Source organism: Rhodococcus sp. Q1 (genome assembly GCF_004153645.1).
Lineage (GTDB): Bacteria > Actinomycetota > Actinomycetes > Mycobacteriales > Mycobacteriaceae > Rhodococcus > Rhodococcus gordoniae.
On sequence record NZ_SDMJ01000001.1, the window covers coordinates 467,978 to 491,452 of the forward strand.

27 protein-coding genes are annotated in these 23,475 nt (G+C 67.9%); 16 read left to right on the top strand and 11 right to left on the bottom strand.

Going from position 1 to position 23,475, the window contains the following annotated elements; genetic code table 11:
• The first annotated feature begins 21 nt into the window (after positions 1-21).
• The 5 genes from EQ874_RS02225 (at position 22) to EQ874_RS02245 (ending at position 5,207) form a co-directional block, all read left to right on the top strand.
• A complete protein-coding gene (locus tag EQ874_RS02225) occupies positions 22-621 on the top strand; it encodes a TetR/AcrR family transcriptional regulator (RefSeq protein ID WP_016931642.1) in 600 nt (199 codons plus the stop codon).
• Positions 622-707: 86 nt separating this feature from the next.
• Positions 708-1,904, top strand: a complete 1,197-nt coding sequence (locus tag EQ874_RS02230) for an acyl-CoA dehydrogenase family protein (protein WP_129975294.1) — start codon at positions 708-710, stop codon at positions 1,902-1,904.
• Complete coding sequence (locus EQ874_RS02235) at positions 1,901-2,641, top strand: hypothetical protein (RefSeq protein WP_129975296.1); 741 nt, start codon at positions 1,901-1,903, stop codon at positions 2,639-2,641. The genes EQ874_RS02230 and EQ874_RS02235 overlap by 4 nt, the downstream gene beginning before the upstream one ends.
• Positions 2,638-3,513 carry an alpha/beta hydrolase gene (locus EQ874_RS02240; RefSeq protein WP_129975298.1) on the top strand — a complete coding sequence of 292 codons (876 nt, stop codon included), beginning with the start codon at positions 2,638-2,640 and terminating at the stop codon, positions 3,511-3,513. Before EQ874_RS02235 ends, EQ874_RS02240 begins: the two co-directional genes overlap by 4 nt.
• A 29-nt stretch (positions 3,514-3,542) precedes the next feature.
• Positions 3,543-5,207, top strand: a complete 1,665-nt coding sequence (locus tag EQ874_RS02245) for an AMP-binding protein (protein WP_165369202.1) — start codon at positions 3,543-3,545, stop codon at positions 5,205-5,207.
• 50 nt (positions 5,208-5,257) lie between these two features.
• Here the strand turns inward: EQ874_RS02245 and EQ874_RS02250 are convergent, their stop codons facing one another.
• Positions 5,258-5,587 (bottom strand): GYD domain-containing protein, encoded by a 330-nt coding sequence (locus EQ874_RS02250; RefSeq protein WP_026002754.1) that lies wholly within the window; start codon positions 5,585-5,587, stop codon positions 5,258-5,260.
• Between the two features lie 130 nt (positions 5,588-5,717).
• On the opposite strand from EQ874_RS02250, the gene EQ874_RS02255 reads away from it, so the two are divergent.
• Positions 5,718-6,125, top strand: coding sequence for a TIGR03618 family F420-dependent PPOX class oxidoreductase (locus EQ874_RS02255; RefSeq protein WP_129975302.1), 408 nt, complete (start codon positions 5,718-5,720; stop codon positions 6,123-6,125).
• Between the two features lie 24 nt (positions 6,126-6,149).
• Here EQ874_RS02255 and EQ874_RS02260 read toward each other — a convergent pair whose 3' ends face one another.
• Positions 6,150-6,731, bottom strand: a complete 582-nt coding sequence (locus tag EQ874_RS02260; protein ID WP_129975304.1) for an HdeD family acid-resistance protein — start codon at positions 6,729-6,731, stop codon at positions 6,150-6,152.
• Positions 6,732-6,829: 98 nt separating this feature from the next.
• Here EQ874_RS02260 and EQ874_RS02265 point away from each other — a divergent pair, with 98 nt between their 5' ends.
• Positions 6,830-7,642, top strand: coding sequence for a DUF72 domain-containing protein (locus EQ874_RS02265; protein ID WP_064062423.1), 813 nt, complete (start codon positions 6,830-6,832; stop codon positions 7,640-7,642).
• Positions 7,639-8,154 (top strand): hypothetical protein, encoded by a 516-nt coding sequence (locus tag EQ874_RS02270; protein WP_129975306.1) that lies wholly within the window; start codon positions 7,639-7,641, stop codon positions 8,152-8,154. Before EQ874_RS02265 ends, EQ874_RS02270 begins: the two co-directional genes overlap by 4 nt.
• A gap of 13 nt (positions 8,155-8,167) precedes the next feature.
• Here EQ874_RS02270 and EQ874_RS02275 read toward each other — a convergent pair whose 3' ends face one another.
• The gene (locus EQ874_RS02275; protein WP_129975308.1) at positions 8,168-8,680 is read right to left on the bottom strand and encodes a MarR family transcriptional regulator; all 513 of its coding nucleotides are present in this window, start codon (positions 8,678-8,680) and stop codon (positions 8,168-8,170) included.
• Positions 8,681-8,750: 70 nt separating this feature from the next.
• Between EQ874_RS02275 and EQ874_RS02280 the strand changes: the two genes are divergently transcribed.
• On the top strand, positions 8,751-10,163 hold the full coding sequence (locus tag EQ874_RS02280; protein ID WP_129975310.1) for an FUSC family protein: 1,413 nt from the start codon (positions 8,751-8,753) through the stop codon (positions 10,161-10,163).
• A 62-nt stretch (positions 10,164-10,225) separates the two neighbouring features.
• On the opposite strand, the gene EQ874_RS02285 is transcribed toward EQ874_RS02280, so the two are convergent.
• Both EQ874_RS02285 and EQ874_RS02290 read right to left on the bottom strand, forming a co-directional pair.
• Positions 10,226-10,624, bottom strand: coding sequence for an Lsr2 family protein (locus EQ874_RS02285; RefSeq protein ID WP_064062427.1), 399 nt, complete (start codon positions 10,622-10,624; stop codon positions 10,226-10,228).
• A 38-nt stretch (positions 10,625-10,662) separates the two neighbouring features.
• Complete coding sequence (locus EQ874_RS02290; protein ID WP_242496605.1) at positions 10,663-11,757, bottom strand: nucleoside hydrolase; 1,095 nt, start codon at positions 11,755-11,757, stop codon at positions 10,663-10,665.
• A gap of 41 nt (positions 11,758-11,798) precedes the next feature.
• On the opposite strand from EQ874_RS02290, the gene EQ874_RS02295 reads away from it, so the two are divergent.
• Entirely contained in the window at positions 11,799-12,605 is an 807-nt protein-coding gene (locus EQ874_RS02295; RefSeq protein WP_064062429.1) for an acyl-CoA thioesterase domain-containing protein, read from the top strand.
• A gap of 19 nt (positions 12,606-12,624) precedes the next feature.
• Complete coding sequence (locus tag EQ874_RS02300) at positions 12,625-13,275, top strand: cyclase family protein (protein ID WP_129975314.1); 651 nt, start codon at positions 12,625-12,627, stop codon at positions 13,273-13,275.
• A 49-nt stretch (positions 13,276-13,324) separates the two neighbouring features.
• Here EQ874_RS02300 and EQ874_RS02305 read toward each other — a convergent pair whose 3' ends face one another.
• Positions 13,325-13,996 (bottom strand): FadR/GntR family transcriptional regulator, encoded by a 672-nt coding sequence (locus EQ874_RS02305; RefSeq protein ID WP_006553137.1) that lies wholly within the window; start codon positions 13,994-13,996, stop codon positions 13,325-13,327.
• A gap of 187 nt (positions 13,997-14,183) precedes the next feature.
• Between EQ874_RS02305 and EQ874_RS02310 the strand changes: the two genes are divergently transcribed.
• On the top strand, positions 14,184-15,968 hold the full coding sequence (locus tag EQ874_RS02310; RefSeq protein WP_129975316.1) for a 2-isopropylmalate synthase: 1,785 nt from the start codon (positions 14,184-14,186) through the stop codon (positions 15,966-15,968).
• Here the strand turns inward: EQ874_RS02310 and EQ874_RS02315 are convergent.
• Positions 15,937-16,668 carry a M50 family metallopeptidase gene (locus EQ874_RS02315; RefSeq protein WP_064062433.1) on the bottom strand — a complete coding sequence of 244 codons (732 nt, stop codon included), beginning with the start codon at positions 16,666-16,668 and terminating at the stop codon, positions 15,937-15,939. The two genes, EQ874_RS02310 and EQ874_RS02315, sit on opposite strands and share 32 nt — an antisense overlap.
• Before the next feature lie 53 nt (positions 16,669-16,721).
• Between EQ874_RS02315 and EQ874_RS02320 the strand changes: the two genes are divergently transcribed.
• Both EQ874_RS02320 and EQ874_RS02325 read left to right on the top strand, forming a co-directional pair.
• On the top strand, positions 16,722-17,420 hold the full coding sequence (locus EQ874_RS02320) for an AzlC family ABC transporter permease (RefSeq protein ID WP_064062434.1): 699 nt from the start codon (positions 16,722-16,724) through the stop codon (positions 17,418-17,420).
• Positions 17,413-17,742, top strand: a complete 330-nt coding sequence (locus EQ874_RS02325) for an AzlD domain-containing protein (RefSeq protein ID WP_016933208.1) — start codon at positions 17,413-17,415, stop codon at positions 17,740-17,742. Before EQ874_RS02320 ends, EQ874_RS02325 begins: the two co-directional genes overlap by 8 nt.
• Here the strand turns inward: EQ874_RS02325 and EQ874_RS02330 are convergent.
• The 4 genes from EQ874_RS02330 to EQ874_RS02345 form a co-directional block, all read right to left on the bottom strand.
• Positions 17,712-18,950, bottom strand: a complete 1,239-nt coding sequence (locus EQ874_RS02330) for a glycosyltransferase 87 family protein (protein ID WP_064062435.1) — start codon at positions 18,948-18,950, stop codon at positions 17,712-17,714. The genes EQ874_RS02325 and EQ874_RS02330 overlap by 31 nt on opposite strands.
• A 232-nt stretch (positions 18,951-19,182) precedes the next feature.
• On the bottom strand, positions 19,183-20,409 hold the full coding sequence (aztD, locus tag EQ874_RS02335) for a zinc metallochaperone AztD (protein ID WP_129975318.1): 1,227 nt from the start codon (positions 20,407-20,409) through the stop codon (positions 19,183-19,185).
• 168 nt (positions 20,410-20,577) lie between these two features.
• A complete protein-coding gene (locus EQ874_RS02340; protein WP_064062437.1) occupies positions 20,578-21,252 on the bottom strand; it encodes a nitroreductase in 675 nt (224 codons plus the stop codon).
• Positions 21,253-21,362: 110 nt separating this feature from the next.
• Positions 21,363-22,370, bottom strand: coding sequence for an NAD(P)H-dependent glycerol-3-phosphate dehydrogenase (locus EQ874_RS02345; RefSeq protein WP_064062438.1), 1,008 nt, complete (start codon positions 22,368-22,370; stop codon positions 21,363-21,365).
• A 158-nt stretch (positions 22,371-22,528) separates the two neighbouring features.
• Between EQ874_RS02345 and EQ874_RS02350 the strand changes: the two genes are divergently transcribed.
• Positions 22,529-22,978 (top strand): helix-turn-helix transcriptional regulator, encoded by a 450-nt coding sequence (locus EQ874_RS02350; RefSeq protein ID WP_064062439.1) that lies wholly within the window; start codon positions 22,529-22,531, stop codon positions 22,976-22,978.
• Positions 22,979-22,983: 5 nt separating this feature from the next.
• Positions 22,984-23,394: a VOC family protein gene (locus EQ874_RS02355; RefSeq protein ID WP_026003156.1), complete on the top strand. Its 411-nt coding sequence runs from the start codon at positions 22,984-22,986 to the stop codon at positions 23,392-23,394.
• The last annotated feature ends 81 nt before the right edge of the window (positions 23,395-23,475 follow it).

Here is a 23,475-nt window from a genome sequence, read left to right on the forward strand (position 1 = left end):
CCTCGTGCTTACTGTGCAGGGATGAACAGCCGGTCGAACGGTACGTCCTCGTCCATTCGCGAACGGATTCTCGAGACCGCACTCGACGAGTTCTACGAGTGTGGCTTTCACGGCGCGACGATGCGCAACATCGCCAACTCCGCAGGTTGCAGCGCTGCCAACGTCTACAACCATTTCGAGAACAAGTCGGAACTGCTCGTGGAGATTCTGCGTCGCGCGAGCGACGAGCAGTTCACGGCGACCCGCAACGCTCTGCGGAAGGTCGGCGACGATCCCGCCGAGCGGTGGCGCGCGGCCGTGGCCGCCCACGCGCTGTACACCGCGCGGAATCCGCGTGCGTGCCTGGTGGCGAACTCCGAGTTGCGCTATCTCGGCCGGCTCGACCGCACGCGCGTGGTCGGTTCCCGCGACGCGCAGGAACAGTTGTTCGTCGACATCGCAGAAGACGGTGTGTCCCAAGGGATCTTCTCCCTCGAGCGGGTGCATCAGGGCGTCACCGCGGTGCTGACGATGTGCGCCGGCATCCCCCTGTGGTTCCGGGAGGACGGTCCGCTCACGGCCCAGGAGGTCGCCGACGACTTCGCCGGATACGCGCTCAATCTGGTCGGATATTCGCGCTGAGCCGTTGACGGGCTCGGGGTGCCGTGCTGTACTGGGGTGAACAAGCGTTAATGACCTACTCCGGTCCATCGAAGGAGTGCACCCCCATGACCCACCGCCCCTCGCAGCCGCGTACCGACTCGCCGCGCTATCTCACCGAGGAACGACTCGCGATCCGCGACCTCGCCCGCGACTTCGCGATGACGAAGGTGCTGCCCGTCGCCAACGAGCTCGACCCCGTCCAGGGCACGATCCCCGACTCCCTCAAGAAGGAGATGGCCGAGATCGGCTTCTTCGGGATCATGATCCCCGAGGAGCACGGCGGTCTCGGACTCGGAGTGTTCGAGTACTGCCTCGTCGCCGAGGAACTCTCGCGGGCCTGGATGAGCGTCTCGGGTCTGCTCGCCCGCGGCAACGGCATGGGCGGCGGCTTCACGCCCGAACAGGAGGCGGCGCTGCTGCCCAAGGTCGCGCGCGGTGAGTATCTCGGTGCATACGCGCTGTCGGAGGCCGAGGCCGGATCCGACGTCGCCAACATCTCGTGCCGCGCCGTGCGCGACGGCGACGACTGGGTCGTCAACGGCACCAAGATGTGGTGCACCTACGCCGACGAGGCCGACTATCTCGTGCTCTTCGCCCGCACCGATCCGAACAAGGATCCGGCCAAGCCACACCGCGGGATCAGCGCCTTCCTCGTCGAGAAGGAACGCGGCGTGTTCCCCGAGGGCATCTCGGGCACCAAGGTCCGCAAGATCGGCTACTTCGGCTGGAGCACCTGGGAGCTGTCGTTCGACGACTTCCGCATCCCGGCCGACACGATGCTCGGCGAGGAGGGCAAGGGCTTCTATCTCGCCGTCTCCGGTCTCGAAGTGGGCCGTGCCCACACCGCCGCCCGCGCCATCGGTCTCGCCCGCGCCGCGCTCGAGGATTCCATCGAGTACGTGCACACCCGGCGGCAGTTCGGCCGTCCCATCGGCGACTTCCAGCACCTGCGCTTCAAGATCGCGAAGATGGCCGCCGACATCGAGGCCGCGCGCCAGCTGATGTATTCGGTGGCCACCGACATCGACACCGGCCGCCGCTGTTCGCTCGAGGCGTCGATGTGCAAGCTCGTCGCCACCGAGATGGCCGAGCAGGTCACCAGCGAAGCCGTGCAGATCCACGGCGGTGCCGGTTACACCACCGACTTCCAGGTCGAGCGCCACTGGCGCGACGCGCGTCTGACGAAGATCTTCGAGGGCACCAGCGAGATCCAGATGCGGATCATCTCCGACGAACTCCTGGGAAGGCCCGAATCGGCATGAGCGCACACACCACCACCCGACCGCTCACCGTGGGAGACCGGGTCACCTCCGAACCTCGTGCCGTGGCCGACGTCCTGACCGCCGCCGGTTCCGTCGCGCCGGCCGGCTCACCCGTCCTCGGTGCCCTCGCCGTCGCGTCGCTCGTCCCACCCGTGCCGGGTGGCGTTCCGTCCGGATTCGACTGGCACGCACATGATCCGGTCTCCGCATCGGACGTCGTCTCGGCGGACGCCGTGCTCACCCGCGTGTCCGGCCGGACGGTACGCCGCTTCGTCCGGCTCGTGGACGCCACCGGTACGGTGCGCGAATCCGGAACCGAGACCTGGTCCTTCGGCGACGAACTGCCGACGGTTCCCGAGTTGGACTTCTGCACTCCCGCCTGGGGCGGCTTGCTGGCCGAGAGTCTCTCCGAGGATCGGGAATTCACCGCGGCGCTGTCCACCTGGGACGGCACCATCGGGTTGCGCAGCGGCGAGACCGAACTGCACCTGCGCATCTACAAGGGCCGCATCGTCGACGTCACCCGGCGCACCCCGCACGGCGCGACGTTCACCTTCGTCGCACCCGACCACGCCTGGGCCGGCCTCGTCCTGTCCGAGGAGAACGACTTCATGCGCCGCGCCATCCGCGGTGAGTTCTCGTCCACCGGAGACGGATACGAGTACCTGCGCCTGACCAAGCCGCTCAACACGATCATCGGGCACGCCCGTGCCCTCGCCCGGAAGGCCCGCTCATGATCGAGGCCCGCTACCTGGAGATCGGCGGAGCGCTCGGCTTCGTCGAGATCGTCACGCCCGACGCGCATTCCGGTAACGGGGTCGACGCGGCGGAACTGCCCACGGTCCTGTGCCTCCACACCGCCGGCCAGAGCGGGGTGCAGTGGCGTCATGTCGCTCGCGCGCTCGCCGAACGCGGTTACCGCGTCGTGGTACCCGATCTGCCCGGGCACGGCCGTTCCGAACCCGCCCCCGGTGGTCCCGTCACGAGTCTCGTCGCCTACGGCGACTGGCTGTGCGCGATGCTCGACGCGCTCGGCATCGACCGGCCGTTCGTCATGGGCTGCTCGATCGGCGGCAAGCTCACTCTCGAGCTCGCGACCCGCCCGGACCGTCCGCTGTCCGGCGCCGTGGCCATGGAAGCCGAGGCCGGCCCGGGGCGTGTCAACGTCGCCGGATTGCGCCGCGAACTCGAGGACGTCGCCGGTCCGTCGCGTTCCGAGCGCACCTATCTGGGAACTCTTGCATCCGTGGGCCGTTCGGTCCCGGAATCGAAGGCGCACACGATCGCGCTCATGCACAAGCGGGAGGATCCGGAGATCTCGTCGTCGGATCTCATCGGGTGGGGAACCCACGATGTGCGCGACCGGCTCGACCAGGTGGCCGCACCGATCCACCTCGTCGCCGGTGTCGACGACCCGTGGATCGACCCTGATGCTGTGGCACAGGCCGCGGACGCGATCAACGACGTTCTTCCCGGACAAGCCCGCTTCACGGCACTGGCCGGCATCGGGCACTATCCGATGGAGGAGATCGACGACTTCGCCGCACTCGCCGACACCTGGATCGGTGAGCTGCGCCGGGCCGGCATCCCCGAGGAGGCAGCGCTGTGACCACCACCCGACTCGACACCCTGCCTGCCATGCTCGACGGGCTCGCCGCCGCGAATCCGGACGCACCGATCGTCTACGACATCGTCGACGACGCGGCGGTGGCCCGCAGTCGCGGAGAGTTCCGCGACCGCGTCGCAGCCGTGCGAGGCGAACTCGAACAGATCGGCCTGAGCGCCGGTCGATGCGTCGCCGTGATGCTGCCGAACTGGTCCGATGCCATCGTGTGGCAGTTCGCGGCCTCCGCGCTCGGTGCGCACGTCATCGGCGTCAACACCCGTTACAACACCCGCGAGGTCGCCCACATCCTCACCGCGGCGCGACCTGCCGTCGTCGCGGTGCCGGCCGCCTTCCACGGACTCGACCTGTTCGGCCGGCTCACGGAGGCCGCGGAGTCCGTGTCCGAGGTGGACACCCCGGTGGTCGCGGTGGTGCCCGGACCGGCGAACGCGTCGGCGTCCCCGGCCGATTTCGACCTCGGTGGAGGGGCCTGGATCGCGGGTAGCGGCGACACCCGTGGTGCGACGGCGCCCGAGACGCCCGACACCGCGACGCTCACCCCGGCGGGTGCCGACGACGATCCCGAGGACCGGATCGCAGTGGCGTTCACGACGTCCGGTTCCACCGGCGTGCCCAAGCTGGCCGCGCACCGCGACAGCGCGATCGTCCGCCACGGTCGCGCCGACGCCGCGGTCATGAAGGTCACCGACGGTGATGTCGCGCTGTGCGTGCTTCCCGTCTCGGGGGTATTCGGTTTCAGCACCGCGATGGCTGCCCTCGCCGGTGGTGGAGCACTGCTCATGGAGACCGTCTTCGACCCGGCGGCCGTGCTGCGCCGCATGCGGGAGGTGAAGGTCACCCATGCGGTGGGCGCCGACGACCTGTTCGGCCGCCTCTACGACGCCTGGCACGAGGGTGACGGCGTCGATCTGTCGTCGCTGCGCTGGGTGGGCATCGCCGACTTCCTCGGCCGCTCCCACGAGATCGCCCGCTGGTTGCGCGACGAGTTCGGCACCCACACCTCCGGTGTGTTCGGCTCGTCGGAAGTGTTCGCCCTCGCGATGCTGTGGAACGCCGACGATCCGGAGTCGGTGCGATGGAACGGTGGCGGTCGCGCGGTCGACACCGCGATCGAACTGCGGGTCGCCGATCCATACGACGACCGGGTCCTGCCGGCCGGAGAACAAGGCGAGTTGCAGTTCCGCGGTCCGAACGTCGTCGACGCTTATCTCGGCAACCCCGACGCTGCGGCGCGCGCGTTCACCGCGGACGGATGGTTCCGCAGCGGCGACCTCGCGGTCGATCTCGGTGACGGAGGTTATCGCTACGTCTGCCGGATGGGCGACGTGCTGCGCCTGCGTGGCTTCCTCGTCGACCCCGCCGAAATCGAGGTGCGGCTGGCCGAACACCCGGGCGTGGGCACCGCCAAGGTCGTCGGTCTGACCGGTGAGGGCGGCTACACGGAGGCGGTCGGCTTCGTCGTGCCGACACCCGACGCTCCGGCCGGCACCACCGCCGACGCATTGAAGGCGTGGTGCCGCAAGACCCTCGCAGCGTTCAAGGTGCCCACGGCGATCCACATCATCGAGCGGATGCCCACGACGGTCGGCGGTAACGGTTCCAAGATCCGTGCCGTCGAGCTGCGCGAATGGGCCCGGGAGTGGGCCGGTAGCGAGCGCGACTTCCGAAGCGTCTGAACGACCCCCGTGCCGGTACCGGGTGGATCCGGGCCGACGGAGGCGAGCGATCAGCTGTCCGAGCTCCCCGGTGTCCGGTAGCTCGCCTCGCGCCGCGCGGCCTCGTCGACCTGTTCGGGCGTGAGCAGGGCGATCGGCGTGGACCGCGCGGCACCGGACGCGATGGTGCGGAGTTCGAGTGTCGCGGCCGCGATCTCGTCGGGCACTTCGCCGAGCACGTACAGGTCGTGGCCACCGAGTGCGAAGTGCACCGAATCGACCGTCCCACCCACGCTTTCGACCATCCGGACGATGGCGTCGCGCCGGGACGTGCCACCGTCCGTGAGCAGACCGCGGGCGCCGTCCGCGGTGTAGTTCACCTGCCAGAGATATCGCGGCATGATCGTCTCCTTCTCGGGGATGTCGACCTCCATGGTCGGTCCACCTCGCGTCGTTGCGGACGGTTTCGCCGGTAATCGAGGCATAGTCTCGATTTGGAAGAGCGCATCCGCCGCATCGAAAGGGAGTGCCGTGCCGAAACGACCGATGCCCGAGGCCGTCGCAGAATTCCTCGCGCAGCCCAACTACGCCACGATCAGTTCCCTGCGCCCGGATGGGCAGCCGGTCTCCGTTCCGACCTGGTACGTCGCCGAGGACGGCCGCATCCTCGTCAACATGGACTCCGGGCGCAAGCGCCTCGAATACCTGCGGAACGATCCGCGGGTCAGTGTGTCGGCGATGGATCCGCAGGATTGGGTCACGCATGTGAGCATCCAGGGACGGGTCGTCGAATTCGCCGACGATCCGTCCCTGGAGGACATCGACCGGATCGCTCGCCACTACACGGGCAAGCCGTACCACGCGCGGGACGGCAAGCGCGTGAACGCGTGGATCGAGATCGATCGCTGGCACGCATGGGGTCGTCTGCGTGATGCCTGAGGCGGGACGGCGGAAGGCCGGTGGTCAGAGGACGCCGGCCTTCTTCGCGACGCTGCGCACCTGGAACGCCAGGATGATGAGCAGCACGCCGAACAGGATCGCGTAGATGCCGAGCAGAACGATCAGACTCAGGATGCCCTCGCCGGGGAAGATCAGCAGCACGATGCCGAACAGGACGGCGACGACGCCCGCGAGCACCGACCACACCCACCCGGAGCCGGGGACCTTCCGGAAGCGGAGGCCACCGACGATGCCGGTGATGCCGAACAGGATGGCGTAGAACGCGATGATGTACAGCAGTGCGAGTGCGGTGATGCCGGGCCAGAACAGCGCGACGAGACCGGCGAGGACGGAGACGACGCCCATGGCGAGCCACCAGCCCCAGCCCTCGGGCTTGTCGCGGATCGACTGGACGACCAGCACGATGCCGTCGATGATGGCGTAGGCCGCGAAGACGACCACCAGAGCCCAGACGGTGATGCCGGGCCAGACGAGGGCGACGACACCGAAGAGAACGGCGAGGATGCCGCGCAGCAGCACCACCCACCAGATCTGCTTCAGCAGTGATCGGAACGGATCGTTGGAAGAAACCGAGCTCGTGGACATGACGGCTCCTGGCGTGTGATGTGATCTTGTAGCCCAGAGGATAAGCGCGGTTGTGGTGCTGCGCGTGCCGAATCGAACCCGAGGTTACGCTCGGGAACGTGGCCGGGGTGAGGATCGGGATATCGGGATGGCGCTATCCGGGCTGGCGCGGAGACTTCTACCCGGAAGGGCTCGTCCAGCGCCGCGAACTCGAATACGCCGCCCACCGGTTCGGATCGATCGAGATCAACGGCTCCTTCTACTCGCTGCAGCGCCCGAGCAGTTATCTCGCGTGGCGGGACGCCGCACCGGACGACTTCGTCTTCGCCGTCAAGGGCGGGCGGTTCGTCACCCACATGAAACGGCTCTCGGGTGTCGACGACGCACTCGCGAACTTCTTCGCCTCCGGTGTGCTCGCGCTCGGCCCGAAACTCGGACCGGTGCTGTGGCAGCTCCCGCCGACCCTCGGTTTCGAGGAGGACAGGCTCGCGGAGTTCTTCGCCCGGTTGCCGCGGACCACGACGGCCGCGGCCGAACTCGCCCGTCGCCACACCGACAAGCTCGCCGACGACCGGGTGTGGGTGGAGGTGGACGCCGAGCGTCCGCTGCGTCATGCCGTCGAGGTGCGGCACCCCGACCTCGCGAGCCCGGAGGCCGTGGAGTTGCTGCGTACGCACGACATCGGGCTCGTCGTCGCCGACACGGCCGGAAAGTTCCCGTTCCTCACCGAGGTCACGAGCGATTTCGTCTATGTGCGGATGCACGGAGACAAGGAGTTGTACGCGAGCGGGTACACCGCCGAGGTTCTCGACGTGTGGGCCGAGAGGATCCGCGGGTGGCTGGGCGACGGCAGGGACGTCTACGTCTACTTCGACAACGACATGAAAGGCTGTGCCCCGCACGACGCGCTCGCGTTGCAGGAACGCCTGTGACCGGGCGTCCACGAGGAGGACAGGAGATCGCTGTGTGGCCCGACCACTGGCCGAGAACGCCGCGGGAGATCGCGGCGGCCACCGCCGATGCGCTCGCCGCCGTCCGCAGCGAGTCGGCCGAGCCCTTCGACGAGGCGGTCGCGGTGCTGGCGGACCTGCCCTACGAGCAGGTCACGGCCGTGCACGCGGGCATGGTCCGGGAGTTGCTCGAAGAACTGCATCCCGACGGACTGGCCGGTGAGGACGTGCAGGCGGTGCTCGAACGCTCCGTCCGCTCCGGACTGCGATGGGTGCCGTCGCTCGAACCCGATGCCGTCGTCGCCGTGCTCACGGGTGCGCTCGGTGTGTCCGATCCCGACGCCGGACGTCCGAGGATCCGTCCCGAGCAGTATCTGGCGGCCGGGTTGCTCGTGGTGGCCGACCTCGTCGCTGCGCGCCGCGTGGCTCCCGAGGCGTACCTGCGCCGCGCCGTGAGCGAGATCGAACGGGCCGAGACGCACGAGATGCCCTGACCGTCGTCGGGGTTCAGTTCGGGTAGTGGTTCTCGACGTTGCGGACGACTCTGCGCAACAGGTCGGACAGGGTCTGAAGTTCGTCGTCGCCGAGCCCTTCGAGCATCTGTTTCTCGCGTGCCAGTCGCCGGGGGAACTCTGCCTCGACCAGTGCGCGGCCTTCGTCGGTGAGGGTGAGCAGCACGACGCGGCCGTCGCGCTCGAGTCGTGTGCGTTCGACGAGACCGAGTGTGGCGAGTCGCTCGGTGTGCTTCGTGGTGGACGCACCGGAGATGCCCGTGATCGAGGTGACCTCGCTGGCACGTAACGGATGGTCGCTGCGGGCGAGCGCGCTGAGCACCTCGAACTCGCTGCGGCTGATGCCGCTCGGTTCGAGTTCCCGATCGAAACAGGTGAGTGCGAGCGACCCGATGCGGGTGATGCGGCCGATCACGTCGATGGGGCGGAGGTCGAGGTCGGGGTAGTGAGCGGTCCATCCGAGACGTACGCGATCGACGTAATCGGGCTGGGGTGTCTCGGAGGGCATGTGGCAAGTCTAACGGCCGCGGACAAACAATTTCATAGATATTTTACTGGTGAAGTAATAAAGTGGACGGATGCTCGACCGCCGACTCGACGACCGCCCTCAGCTCCGTCACGCCCGGGGAGCGCTCGCGCATCCACTGTCGGTGAGTGCGTGGAAGGACGCCCTCGAGGTGCGTCACGGCGACCCGACCGTGGCCGTCGCGCTCCGTGTGGGGTTCGCGACGATGCTCGCTCTCGTCGGCGGTGGTCTGCTCGGTTACGCGCAGATGGCCGGTTTCGCCGCCCTCGGCGCACTCACGAGTGCCTTCCTGAGATACGAGCCGTATCGGCGTCTCGCGGTGCGACTTCCGTGGGTCGGTCTCGGCATCGTCGGGTACACCGCGTTCGGTGCTGCGCTCGGCGCGATGGGTGCTCCACTGTGGGTGCAGATCGTCGTGCTCTCAGTGGGTTCGGCCGTCGCGTACTGGGTGTTCACGGCCTTCTCCCTCATGGGCCCCGGCCCGGTGATCCTCATCTTCGCGGCCGCCGGCGCCGCCGGTTTCTCCGACGGATGGGGAGATGCGGGCCTGGTCACCGCCGCTGTGGCGATCGGTGCGCTGCTCGGATACGTCGTGGCGATGCTGCCCGCGCTCTCCCATCCCCACACGCCCGCTCGTCTCGCGGTCGCGCGTGCCCTCGCGTCGGTCTCCGCCGTCGAAACTCGCGGTGCGGAAGCCGTTCCCGTAGCGCGGCAGAGCATCCGGAAGGCGCGCGAGACCGTCGCACTCAACGCTCCGCGGCGTCCGGACGCCCATGTCCACGAACTGGTCGCCCTGCTCGACGCGGCCGAGACGGTGCTCGACAGCGGACCGCACGACACCTTCCGCGCGCGCCGCGACGACTTCACCCGATTCGAGTCGGAACTTCGGAAAGCACGGCGCGACATCGAGATTCCACGCGTCGATGTCGAGGGTCGGCCGGTGCTGCCGACGCCGCCCGGCTTCGTCCGTGAAGGATGTGGTCGTCTGCTCGACCGCCTCGTGCTGATCGGAGCGGCCCGGATCTTCGTGGCGTCGTTGCTCGCCGCGTCGCTCGCCGCACTGATCGGGCTCGACCATCCGTTGTGGGCTGCGATGGGTGCCCTGGCGGCGCTGCAAGGACTGAACTACCGCAACACCGTTCAGCGCGGCATCCAGCGTCTGATCGGAAATGTCGGCGGTGCGATGATCGCTGCCGTGCTGCTCGCGCTCGATCCGGGCTACTGGCCGGTGGTCGCGGCCGCCGTGCTGTTCCAGACGCTCACCGAACTCACGGTGACCCGGAACTACGGGCTCGCCTCGGTCGGGGTCACGACGATGGCGTTGCTGCTCACCGGTCTCGGGCAGCACGCGGGTCCGGGCCTCGCCGTCAACCGGGTCGTCGACACCGTCATCGGCGTGGTCGTGGGCGTGATCGTCGCTGCGGTGACCATCCGACGCGACGACCGGCACCATCTCGTCGCGTGACGAGACGGCACCGGTCGTCGGTGGTGCTCATGGCCTGCTGCCGGAAAGCGGCGGGGTGATGCTCAGGAGTGGGCGGCTTCGAACCGCTCGAGGATGTGCCGCGGGATCCGGCCGCGCGAGCTGACGTCGTAACCCTTGTTACGAGCCCAGTGTCGGATCGCGGCCAGTTGCTCCGGCGACCGAGTGGGCGGAATCGCCTTGTGGGTTCCCGCCGTCCGTGTGCGGGCTCGTGCTGCCGTCGTCTTCGGCGTGATGGTGCGGGTGGTCGACGCGGGCTTCGCAGGTGCCTTCTCGTGAAGCCACGGGCGGAGTACCGCCAGGAACTTGTCTGCGTTCGCCGGCCGCAGGTCGATTTCGTACTCGTCGTCGTCGACCGTGATGCGGAACGACTGCGCCAGGCCGTCCATGATCGGTTGGCCGTCGATATCGTCGAAATATTGGACGCGCACTTTCTGTGCCACGTTTTATCTCCTTGTCCCCGAACTGTGCGCTGTCGACGCTAGTTCTTACTCGGGGGTAGGCTCAAATCGCGAATGTACGATCCCACTCGCTCGACGAAATGATCGAAGAACTCGGCCGGGCGGGTGCCCGCCACGATAACCGCGTTCGGCGTCCTCTGCCACATACCGGACAGATCGGCGACCGTCGTACCCCGGGTGAGCCGCCCGTCGAGTTCGACGTCGACCGTCGCGGGCCGGGAGGTGTAGGGAACCGCGCCCAGCGCGACCGCCGCGGCGAACGGGTCGTGCACGTGCGCGAGGAAGCCCAGGCCCTGATCACGATGGAACTCCATGTAGAACCGCAATGCGTCGGAGATGTGGCGGACGAGAGGGACATCGGCCGTCGATCGCGTACCGCGCGGGGCGTCCGGGGAGAGTTCCCCGGAGCGGGGCACCCCGACGACGTCCCCGATCCGCGCGACATGCTCGGGGTACATCTCGATCGACTCGGTGACGTCGAGCGGGCACACGATCGGCCGCCGGTCCGGAGGCGCGATCGAGAAGGCGTCGAACACGACCTTGGCGGCCTCCGGATCCACCGCGACGTTCCATTCCGAGGTCGGTGTCGTATTACCCGGATGGTGGAAACATCCACCCATGATCACGAGGCGACGCAACCGCGTCGGCAGCCCGGGGTCGATACGCAGGGCGAGCGCGAGATTGGTGAGCGGACCGGTGACGAGCCCGGTGAGCTCCCCCGGATGCTCGCGGGTGAGATCGACCCATGCCTGCGCGGCCGATCGCGACGACCGCGAGCGCGACGCAGCGGGAAGTTCCGCGTACCCGATCCCCTGCGGACCGTGGGTGTCCTCGGTGGTCATCAGCGGCGCGACCAACGGAACCTGCGATCCGGCAGCCACTTCGATGTCCGGCCGGCCGCACATCTCGAGCCACGACAGAGTGTTGGCGGTGACCTGGTCCACCGGCACGTTCCCCGCCGTGCACAGGGCGGCGACGATCTCGGCTTCCGGGCTCGCGACGAGATAGAGCAGGGCGAGGGCGTCGTCGATGCCGGTGTCGACGTCGACGATCAGGCGGGTACGGGTGGCCGGAACATCGGGTTCGTGTACGTGCACGATCCCATCTTGGGGCATCCCGATGAGCGCGCCGCGTCCGGTGCTGGGAGAATTTTCGAATGCACGAGCGTAAGAACCGCGGTTATTTCACCGAGGACGACGGTGTCTACCTGCCGACGAAGTACGCGACCAGTCCGTGGTCGGACACGATGCTCAACGGGCCGTGTGTGAGTGGCCTGGTGGCGCGTGAGCTCGAGATCCACCATGCCGTCGATGGTTTCGTCCCGTCCCGGTTCACGCTCGATCTCTTCAGGCCGGTGCGCAACGAGCCGATCACCTTCACCACCACCCGGGTGCGCGACGGCAACCGCATCCGCGTCGCCGACGCGAACCTGATGCAGGGCGGTGAGGTGTCGGCGCGCGCGACGCTCACCTTCCTCCGTAAGTCGGCACCGCCGCCCGGATCGGTGTGGATGCGTGGTGAGTCCCCGACGCCTCCGCCCGGTTCGCCGGAGACACAGCCGGGACCGCTCGAGTACTCGTCGTGGTACGGCAGCGACGGCCCGGGATGGACGCGGGTGCGGTCGGAACACCAGAACTCCGATCGCAAGCGCCTGTGGTCGCGGCAGCTGTCGATCATCGTCGGCGAGGAGCTGTCGCCGTTCGTCAACACCGCGACCGTCGGTGAGGGTACGTCGTTCGTGACCAACTGGTCGGACAAGGGTGTCGGCTACATCAATTCCGATGTCACCCTGGCACTGTCCCGTCTGCCGGAAGGACCGGAGGTCGGTATCGAGGCCGACAACCACATCAGCAGCGAGGGCATCGCGGTCGGCACGGCGGTGTTGTTCGACCGTCTCGGTGCGTTCGGCACCGGTGTGGTCACGGCGCTCGCGAATGCGCAACGGCAGGTCGATTTCGGCTGATCCGAACAGGAGTGATGTCATGCGCGTACGGCGGATCGTCGACCTGACCCACGTGATCTCCCCGGACATCCAGGTCTATCCCGGGGATCCGGCACCGACGTTCACACCGCACGCCACTGTCGAGACCGACGGATTCGACCTGATGCGCATCGACATGGGATCGCAGACCGGCACCCACGTCGACGCGCCCCGGCACGTGCGCAGCGGCGGCGCCGCGATCGACGCGGTACCGCCGGATGTCCTCGTCGGACGCGGTGTGGTGCTCGATGTGCGCGCTGGTGTCGACGCCGGTTCGCTTGTCACCGCCGACATGTGGGGCCGGTGCACGATCGGTCCCGGCGACATCGCGCTGGTCCTCACCGGCTGGTCGCGGTATTTCGGCACCGATCGGTATTTCGACCATCCGGCCATGAGCGTCGACGCGTGCCGGTGGTTGCTCGACCGCGGGGTCCGCACCCTCGGGATCGACGCGCCGAGCGTGGACCCTACGGGTGACGAGACGCTCGCGGCGCATCACGTGCTTGCCGAGGCGGGCGCGATCATCTGCGAGAACCTGCGCAATCTCGACGCGATCGACTTCACGGATCCGCTCGTGTCCTTGTTGCCGATCCCGTTCGCCGGCGTCGACGGGGCCCCGGTGCGGGCGGTCGCGATGCAGATCGAGAAGTGACCGTCCCGCACCCGGGAGGTCGAGAACCGTCCGCAGAAAACCGGCCCGGCTATCGGCCGAGTGCCGTCGTGAGCGAGGACAAGTGGTCGCGGGTGACGGCGGCGGCGGTCACCCCGTCACGGTCCGCGATGGCGTCGTAGATGCGTCGGTGGGTATCGTGGTCGGCGTCGTCCCCGTGGGTGCCGCGCGTGCGGAGCATTTCGATCATGGCGTGACGGTTACGGGGTGTGAAGCCGTCGAACAGGTCGAGAAGGATCGGGTTGTGTGCGGCGACCACGATGGTGCGGTGGAAGACGATGTCGGTGTCGACGTGTTCCTCGATGGCCGTGCGATGGGTTTCGCGTTCCCGCAGTGACTTCTTCAATGCCCGCAGTTCGGCGGGGGTGCGGCGCGCGGCGGCAAGCGCCGAGGCCTCGACCTCGACGGCGATGCGGGCCTCGATCACGGCGAGGATGTCGGCGCGCGCGACCGTGCGCGTCCAGTCCTCGGGTGCGTCGAGAGCGGTGACGAACACGCCGGCGCCCTGCCGGGTGGTCAGGATGCCGCGTCCGGCGAGCTGACGGATCGCTTCGCGGACGGTGGAGCGGCCGACGCCGAGCTGCGGAGCCAGCGTCGTCTCGCCGGGCAGCTTGGCGCCGAGCGGCCATTCTCCGGATCGGATGCGCTCGAGGAGCAGTTCGGCGGCCTGGTCGGCGAGAGGCTCGCGGCGGACGACGGTCATGGTTCCATCATCGCAGAGTCGCCTACTCCTCTACTTGTCTGAGGAGTTATGTTAGCCTTCGGGGCATGTGCTCCTTCGCGTTCCTTCTCCTTCGCCGCCACGGCGGGGCCTAGCCGGACCGGCTCCCCGTCGTGGAGTCGAACACGCGCCGGTCCCTCGTAACGACGATCGACGAAGGACTTCTCCGATGAGCACCAGCACGTTCCCGCGTATCTCCACTCCTGCCGGTCCGGTTCCTGCCGACGCCCCCGTCTGGAACAGGCAGCGGCACTCCGCCATGTCCTCACATCGCTACCGTGATGTGTCCTCCCGCGTGGAGGTTCCACTGACGCAACGGAACTGGCCCACACAACGCCTGACCGCGGCCCCGCTGTGGGTGCCGGTGGACCTGCGCGACGGCAACCAGGCACTGGCCGAACCGATGGATCCCGGCCGCAAACGCCGCTTCTTCGAGCTGATGGTCGCGATGGGGTACAAGGAGATCGAGGTCGGTTATCCGTCCGCCTCGCAGACCGACTTCGACTTCGTGCGCCTGATCGTCGAGACCGACATCGCGCCGCCGGACGTCACCATCGTGGTGTTCACCCCGGCACGTCGCGACCTCATCGAGCGGACGGTGGAATCCGTCCGGGGTGTCCGCAACGAGGTCGTCGTCCACATGTACACCGCGACCGCTCCCACCTGGCGCGAGGTCGTCCTCGACCGCGACCGTACCGCGCTGACGGAACTGATCGTCGCCGGTGGCCGCGACGTCCTGGAACTGGCCGGCGACCTGCCGAACGTGCGGTTCGAGTTCTCACCCGAGGTCTTCAACCTCACCGAACCCGACTACGCGCTCGAGGTGTGCGACGCGATCACCGAGTTGTGGGACGCGACCCCCGAACGGCCGGTGATCGTGAATCTTCCGGCCACCGTCGAGATCGCGACCCCGAACGTCTATGCCGACCAGATCGAGTACATGCACACCAACCTGGCGCGACGCGACGCGGTGATCCTGTCCGTGCACCCGCACAACGATCGCGGCACAGGTATCGCGTGCGCCGAACTCGCCGTCCTCGCCGGGGCGCAGCGGGTCGAAGGGTGCGTGTTCGGCAACGGGGAACGCACCGGCAACGTCGACATTGCGACACTCGCACTGAACCTCCACGCACAGGGCATCGATCCGATGATCGATTTCTCCGACATCGACGAGATCCGCCGCACCGTCGAATACTGCAATCGCATCGAGATCCACCCGAGGCACCCGTATGTCGGCGACCTGGTGCACACCGCCTTCAGCGGCACTCATCAGGACGCGATCAGGAAAGGGTTCGCCGAGCACCGGGCACGCGCCGTCGCCGAGGGCCGTCCCGAGTCCGAGATCGAGTGGCGAGTACCATATCTGCCGATCGATCCCGCCGACATAGGACGTACCTACGACGCGGTGATCCGTGTCAATTCGCAATCCGGTAAGGGCGGGGTCGCCTACCTGCTCGAGAGCGAATACGGCATCGAAATGCCGCGTCGGCTCCAGATCGACTTCACTCGCCACGTGCAAGACCACACCGACACCAGTGGCGGGGAGGTCACTGCGACCGAACTGTGGGAGATCTTCGACGCCGCATATCTCGCACGGCCGGACGTCCCGGGTGCACCGGTGCTGCGCGCCTTCGACGTGACCGACGCGGGCACCACGATCACGCTGGGTGTCGGCGGCACCGAACACCGCAGTGTCCACGAGGGCGTGGGTCCCGTCGAAGCATCGACCGACGCTCTCGCCCGTCTCGGCATCGATATCGAGGTGCTCGGCCTCCATCAGAGCAGCGTCGGCACCGACGCACTCACCCTGATCGAATTCCGCAGCGGCGACGACACACGGTGGGCAGCGGGGCGTCACCGCTCCGTGCTCACCGCGAGCCTGCACGCGGTCGTCCGTGCTGCCGCCCGCATCCCGAGGCCACTCAGGACAGCTGGGTCACCACGATCCGTGTGACGCCGTAGAAGGCGGTACCCGCCGTGACGATCGCGAACAGCGCGATCCATACGGCCGCCGGCACGCGGGTGAGTCCGCGCAACTGGTCGGCGTCCGAGCCCCGGCCGCGACCGCGCGAATGGGTGCGGGCGAGTTCGAGGACAGGGCGGGTCGCGCCGAGGAGCAGGACCCATGTGATCAGGTACGCCGCGGTGTACCGGACGATCGGGTCCCCGAGATAGGCGGCCGCACCGACGAGCGCACCCGCGATCACCACCGAGACGAATCCGTACAGATTGCGGATCAGCAGCAACAGGACGGCGAGCGCGGCGAGGATCGACCACAGCACCGCGGCGGGCCGATCCAGGGTCAGCAGCGTCGCCGCCGCGAATCCCAGCACGGCCGGACCGGTGTACCCGGCGAAGGTGGTCGCGACCATGCCGGGGCCTCGCGGGTTGCCGGACGACACCATCACCCCCGAGGTGTCGCTGTGCAGACGGATGCCCGACAGTTTTCGGCCCACGAGCGCCGCGACCAGCGCGTGCGACCCCTCGTGCGCCTGCGTGACGACATGGCGGGTCTTCAGCCACAGCGGCCGAACGGTGACGAGCACGAGTGCGACGATCGCCGTTCCGACGACGACCATCGTCGGAGCGGGCTGGTCGACGGTCGACACGGCCTGCCAGGCGGAGGACACGACCTCCGTGAACGAGGTGGACACAGATCACCTTCCTCCGGGCCGGGCGCCGAGACTTCCGGCCCGGCGATAGCCTGATGAGCATGCCCGACCGCCGTACCCTCGAGATCCGCGCGGGTATCCAGGACTCCTGGGCCGTCGGGCTGGGACTGATCCCGCTGGGGCTCGCGTTCGGTGTGGTTCTCACCCAGGGCGGGTTCGAATGGTGGTGGGCGCCGATCTTCTCCACCGTCATCTACGCGGGGTCGATGGAGTTCCTCGCGATCGGTCTGATCGCGGCGGTCACGCCGCTCGCCTCGGTCGCCGCGGCGACGCTGCTGGTGAACTTCCGGCACGTCTTCTACGGCCTGTCGTTCCCGCTGCACCGCATCCGCAGCCGGCTCGGGCGTCTCTACGGCGTCTATGCGCTCACCGACGAGTCGTACGCGATCGTCGCCCCCAAGGCACGTGAGCCGCTCTCGGGTACCCGCATCCTCACGGTCCAGGTGCTCTGCCAGCTGATGTGGGTCGTGTCGGGCACGATCGGCGCGTTGATCGGGGCAGTGCTCCCCGACGGGCTCGCCGGACTCGAGTTCGCCCTCACGGCACTGTTCGCGGTGCTTGCGATCGATGCCTTCCGCGCCAACCGCGACGTGCCGGCGCCGGTGCTCGCGCTGGTCTGCGGTCTCGTCGCATTGCTGGTCGCGAAAAGCCAGATGCTCGTCGTCGGGCTCGGGTTGTTCGTGGTGTGCCTGTTCGTGCGGTTCGTCTACCGGAACAAGGTGGCCCGTGCCTGAGTCGGTGCCCGGCGCCGGATACGTCCTCGGCGCTCTGGCGGTGATGTTCGTCGTGACGGTCGCGTTGCGCGCGGCGCCGTTCCTCGCGTTGTCGGCGCTGAAGAACTCCGCCTTCGTCGATTTCCTGGGCCGTACGATGCCCGCGGGCGTCATGGTGATCCTGGTGATGTACACACTGCGTGACGTGGGGGAGTCGACCTGGCTACCCGCGAGTGTCGGTCTCGCGGGCACGATCGCGGTGCATCTGTGGCGACGCAACGCCGCGCTGAGCACCGTTGTCGGGACGGGTCTCTATCTCGTCGCGTCGGCGTTCTGGACCTGAACCGGCGCGGCGACGGTCTCCTCGCGCTCGACGGCGTTCTCGGCGCCGGGGCGACGATGGCGCGCGGCGACCATCGCGGCGACGAACACCGCGATCGCGGCCAGGCACTGCGAGGTCCCGAGGACTTCGAGGAGAAGCTGCTCGACCCAGCCACCCGAGGACGCTTCACGCAGCAGGTGGTTGGGTCCGATGAGGAAGACCACGGTGGCGGGCAGCAGCACCGGCCACCAGCGGCGGTAGGCCGGCGCGATCAGCAGCGGCACGAGGAACAGGGCGTACACCCAGTGGTGGGTGACGGCGATCGGAGCGGCGAGCAGCGACGCCAGGCCCACCAGGGCCACCGCGACCACCGGCTCGTCGGCCCGCAGGAAGCGGTAGGCGGCCCACGCGGTACCGGCCACGATGATCAGCGCACCGGCCAGCCACAGTGCCTTGGCGGTGCCGTCGGAGAAGTCGAAGCGGGCGATGAGACCGGTGAGGGCCTGATTGCGGAAGAACGACGGGTCGCCGGCACGGTCGGTCGCGAAGAACTCCGTCGTCCAGAAGTAGACGGTCGAATCGGGGCGCAACCAGTAACCGAACGCGACGGTCGCGGCGAAGGCACCCAACGCGCGGAATGCCGACGGCCAGTCGCGGCGCAGCAGGAAGATCAGACCGAAGGCGGCCGGGGTCACCTTGATCGCGGCGGCCAGCGCGATACCGACACCGCGGAAGCGCTTCGGGATCACGCCGAGCAGATCGGCGACCACGAGCGCCATGAGCACGATGTTGATCTGGCCGAACGTGAAGTTGGAGCGGAACGGCTCGAGCCACAGCACCGGCCCGAGCGACGCGGCGGCGATCAGACTCGGCTGGGACATGTCGAGTCGCCGGTAGACGACCCTGAGCACCCACCACACGAGAGCGATGAGCCCTGCCGTCCACAACACCTGCAGTGCGGTGCTGCCCACCAGCGCCATCGGCGCGAACAGGAACGCCGCGAAGGGTGGGTAGATGAACCGGAAGCCGGAATGACTGAAGAAGCCCTCCGTGTACAGGGGGGTGTGATGCAGGAAGGCCCAGCCGGCATCGCGGAAGACGTCGAGATCCATGAGGTACTCGTTCACCGCGTCGCGCATGTATCCCGCGACTGCCAGCGCCGAGACCGTCAGACCGATGGCGATCAGCAGGGATCGAACAGGTCGGGAACGGACTTCGGTCGACAGCACGGGCGATACCTCCCGGTCGGAAACAGGTGCGTCGCCACGTTACACAATCGTTGTCTTCGGGATCGGGCGACGAGAACAATGCCTCCCCAGCCGTTTTGACGGAGATTTCCGTTTCGCACGCTTGTCGGGTGAGGTGGATCACAGTGCGGGAAGGCCTCGGCCGTCTGTTCGCGAGGAGAGTATTCGGCTTTCCGGCCCTTGCATCGGAAAGCCGAATACTTCCGTAGCGGAGTCAGTCGACGCTGCTGATCTCGTTCGGGGTGCGCGGCAGTTCGGCCGAGCGAATCTCCCCGGAGGTCACATCCACCGCGTGCAGCGAGTCGGTGGTGGGATCGGTGACGAACGCCGTCCCGTCGCGCACCTCGAGTGCGGGCCGGGGTGCCTGCCACTCGTCGGGTTCGGTCCACGGCTCGAGTACCTCGATCCGCCGGACGATCTCCCCGGACCCGGGATCGATCACGTGAAGGTTGCCGTCGGTGCCGAGGACGAGTGCTTCACCCGCCGGCCCGCGACCGAGTGAGCGGAAGGTGTAACTCGTGCCGAGGTCGACGAGGCGCACCGACGCGGTTCGGGTGTCCACGAGCGCGACGCGTTCGGGGCGTTCGAGTTCCGCGTCGGGATCGATCTTGTAGTCGCCGAGGACGATGGTCGAGTCCTCGCTTCCCGCCTGGTTCCCGATCCGGCCGTACGGGTCGGGCACCGGCGCCTTGGTGAACGATCCGTCGCGGAAGATGACCGTGCCGTCCTCGCATCCGAAGGTGACGCCCCCGTCGGCCGCGACCGTCTCACCGTGGACGCCGGGGCACTCGTCGGTGCGCGCGATCTCGGTGCCGTTCTCGTCGAGCAGTGCCACCCCCGTCCGCTTCTCGGAGTCGCCGAGGGTGACGAGCATGCCGCCGTCGGGCATCGGGACGGCCACGCCGTGGTGGGCCTCGGGGAGCGTGCGGCTGTCGAGGGTCGGGAGTTCGGTCGCCGAGGCGAGGTCGGCGGGGTCGAAGACGTCGATGCGTCCGGTGCCGTCGTCGAACAGCGCGGTGACCCCGGCATGCGGCACGACGTGTCCGGGCTTCTCCGCGGTGAACGTCAGGTCGGTGAGAGCGGGCGCTCCGGAGTAGTGGTGGCCGTGGTCGCCGTGCGCCTCCGTCCAGCTACCGGTGTCGAGGACGCGGAATCCGCCCTCGGTGGAGATCAGCACGTGCCGTCCGTCGCCGGCGGGGGAGAGTCGGTTGAAGCCGTCGAGTGCGAAGTCGCCGACGACGGTGAGGTCGTCTTCGTCGACGACGAGGACGCCGCCGTCGTAGGTGACGACGAGGCGTGGTTCGGCGCTCGCCACCTCCGTGGCGGCGGTGGATGTGGGCGTCTCGGGGGTGTCGGCCTCTGTCGTGCCGGTGCATGCGGCAGCGAAGGTTGCAGCGACGGCGGTGAGGGCGGCGCCGCCGTAGCGGGAGAGCGTTGTCATGCAGAAAGGAATAGCCGCTATCGAAAATGAATGTCAAAGTCTGGAATGCGCATGCGTGCATGGACCCGGCAGGCGCCGAGGTTGCAGTTGTCGTCGGGAATTCACCGAAACATCGACAACGACCACGGTTTCAGCCGCGGGCGCGACCTGCGGCCGGAACGACCGGGATCAGTCGTGCCACTCGATGGTCTCGTCGAGCGTGGCGCGATCCGTGCGACACGCATTGGCCGGATGCGCCTCGTCGGCGTAGCCGAACGAGATGGCGCAGACGATGTCGCGGTCGTCGTCGATGTTCAGTTCGCGTCGCAGCGCGGTGGAGGTCATTGCGACGGCAGCCTGCGGAACGGCGGCGATGCCGAGCGATTCGGCGGCGAGCAGCAGCGTCGAGACGTACCCACCGCAGTCGACCGCCCCGTACACGCCGAGGGCCTTGTCGGTGGTGATGATCGCGACGTGCGGCGCGCCGAAGAAGCGGTAGTTCTCGAGCATCTGCTCGGTGCGGCGCTGGTAGTCGTCGCGGGCGATACCGAGCGCGTTGTACAGGGCATAGCCGGCACCGCGTCGACGTTCGGCGTACGCGCCGCGGTATTCGGCGGGCCCCGGGATGTCGGGATCCGGATTGCCGGAGGTCGCCTGCGCGTAGACGGCCTCGCGCAGGCGGTCGGTGGTCTCGCCGCTGACGATGTGGGTCTGCCACGGTTGCGAATTGCACCAGGACGCCGTGCGCTGCCCCATGAGCAACATGCGTTCGATGTCCTCGCGCGGGACCCGCTCGGCCAGGAACGCGCGGCAGCTGAAACGAGTGTCGAGGAGGGACGACAGCGTGTCGGCGGCAGAAGTCATGGCACCACGATGGCACAACATTTCAATTAGCGTTCGCTCAGCCTGTGGGAGAGGGAGGGCAGCTCTTCGTTCGGCTTTCCGGCACCTGCCCGGGAACGTCGAACAAAGGGTCAGACGATGTCCTCCTCATGGCCGGGAGCGACGCGACGCAAGCCCCGGTACGCGTCGGTCGGCGTGCTCTTCCCCGTCACCACCGCCGCGACCTCGGCCGCGATGGGCATCTCCACCCCGTACTCGTGTGCGAGTTCCATGACCGTCGGCGCGGTCTTCACTCCCTCGGCGACCTGCCCCAGTGCCTCGACGGCCTCGTCGATGCCGAGTCCGCGCGCCAGCGCCTCTCCGATCCTGCGGTTCCTCGACGACGGGCTCGTGCACGTCGCGATCAGATCTCCCATGCCCGTGAGCCCGGCGAACGTACGCGGGTCCGCGCCCATGGCTTCCCCGAGCCGCGTCATCTCCGCCAGTCCGCGGGAGAGGACCATCGCCCGGGTGTTGTCGCCGACGCTGAGCCCTTCGGCCATTCCGGCCGCGATCGCCACGATGTTCTTGAGGATGCCGCCCAGTTCGCAGCCCAGCACGTCGGTGTTGCGGTAGACGCGGAACAGCGACGTGGCGAAGAGGGGTTGCAGTGCGGCTCCCACTGCCTCGTCCTGCATCGCGACCACCGCCGCGGCGGCCATCCCGTCGGCGATCTCCCCGGCGATGTTCGGCCCGGCCAGTAACCCGACGGGATGCCCCGGCAGGCATTCGGTGATCACCTCGGTGGGCCGGAGTCGCGTGCCCGGCTCGAGACCCTTGACGAGGGAGACGACCGGTACCCACGCTCGCACCTCGTCCGTGACCTGTTCGAGCGTCTTGCGCATCGCATGCGACGGGACACCGACGACCAGGACGTCTGCTTCGCGCGCGGCCGCGGCCAGATCGGAGGTTGCGCGCAGGCTCTGCGGCAGAGGGCGTTCACCGAAATACCGGCGGTTGCGGTGCTCGGTGTCGATCTCACGGGCCGTGTCGTCGTTCCGCGCCCACAGTGTCGTCGGAGTGTTCCGCGCGGACAGGGAGGCGAGCGTGGTGCCCCACGACCCGGATCCGAGAACGACGACGCGAACCGCACGAGCCATCGGTGACCTTTCGTCCGTACATGAGCAGGTAGGGACAGGTTGTCAGTTGTCCGGGTTCGCCGGGTCGTGTTTGTGCTTCCGTGGTCCTCACGGGGTGAATCGTCTGTGGACTCCCACGAGGAACGGATTGTGACGCCGCCACGTGGCACGATCGGAGCGTGCCCGGTAGACCCGTCACCGATCAACGTCTGCGCGACCTCGCGTTGCTGCGCCGCGTCCGCGATCGCATCGATCGCGAGTACGCGCAGCCTCTCGATGTGGAGGCGCTCGCGCGGGGCGTGAACATGTCGGCCGGACATCTCAGCCGCCGGTTCCGCAGCGCATACGGCGAGTCGCCCTATTCGTATCTCATGACCCGGCGCATCGAGCGGGCCATGACCCTGCTGCGACGCGGCGACCTCACCGTGACCGAGGTGTGTTTCGAGGTGGGGTGCTCGTCGCTCGGTACCTTCAGCACCCGGTTCACGGAACTCGTCGGTGTGCCTCCGAGCGTCTACCGCACACAGGCATCCGAGGAGACGAACGGGATCCCGTCGTGCGTGGCCAGGAATGTCACCAGACCGATCAGGAATCGAGAAGCGCGGACGGGTCCGCCGGTCCTACCGTGATCGGCATGGACATCACCATTCACCAGACATTCCTTCCGCACACCGATCCCGAGGCGTCCCTCGCGTTCTACCGCGATCTGCTCGGCTTCGAGGTCCTCAACGACGTCGGCTACGCCGGGAAGCGCTGGATCACGCTCGGACGCAGCGACACTCCCGGTACGTCCCTGGTGCTGTACCCGCCGGACGCCGACCCCGGCATCACGGAGGAGGAGAACGCCACCATCGCCGAGATGATGGCCAAGGGCACCTTCGCGTCGATCATCCTCGCCACGAAGGATCTCGACACGGCGTTCGAGCAGTTGCAGGCCGGCGACACCGAGATCGTCCAGGAACCCACCGACCAGCCGTACGGCGTCCGCGACTGCGCTCTCCGCGATCCCGCGGGCAACATGGTCCGCATCCAGCAATTGCGCTGACCGATCCGACGATCGGTCCTACTCTCCGATCGTTGTATTCGTTTCCGAGTCCGTACCGATACGAACACTGGAGTCTTCGAT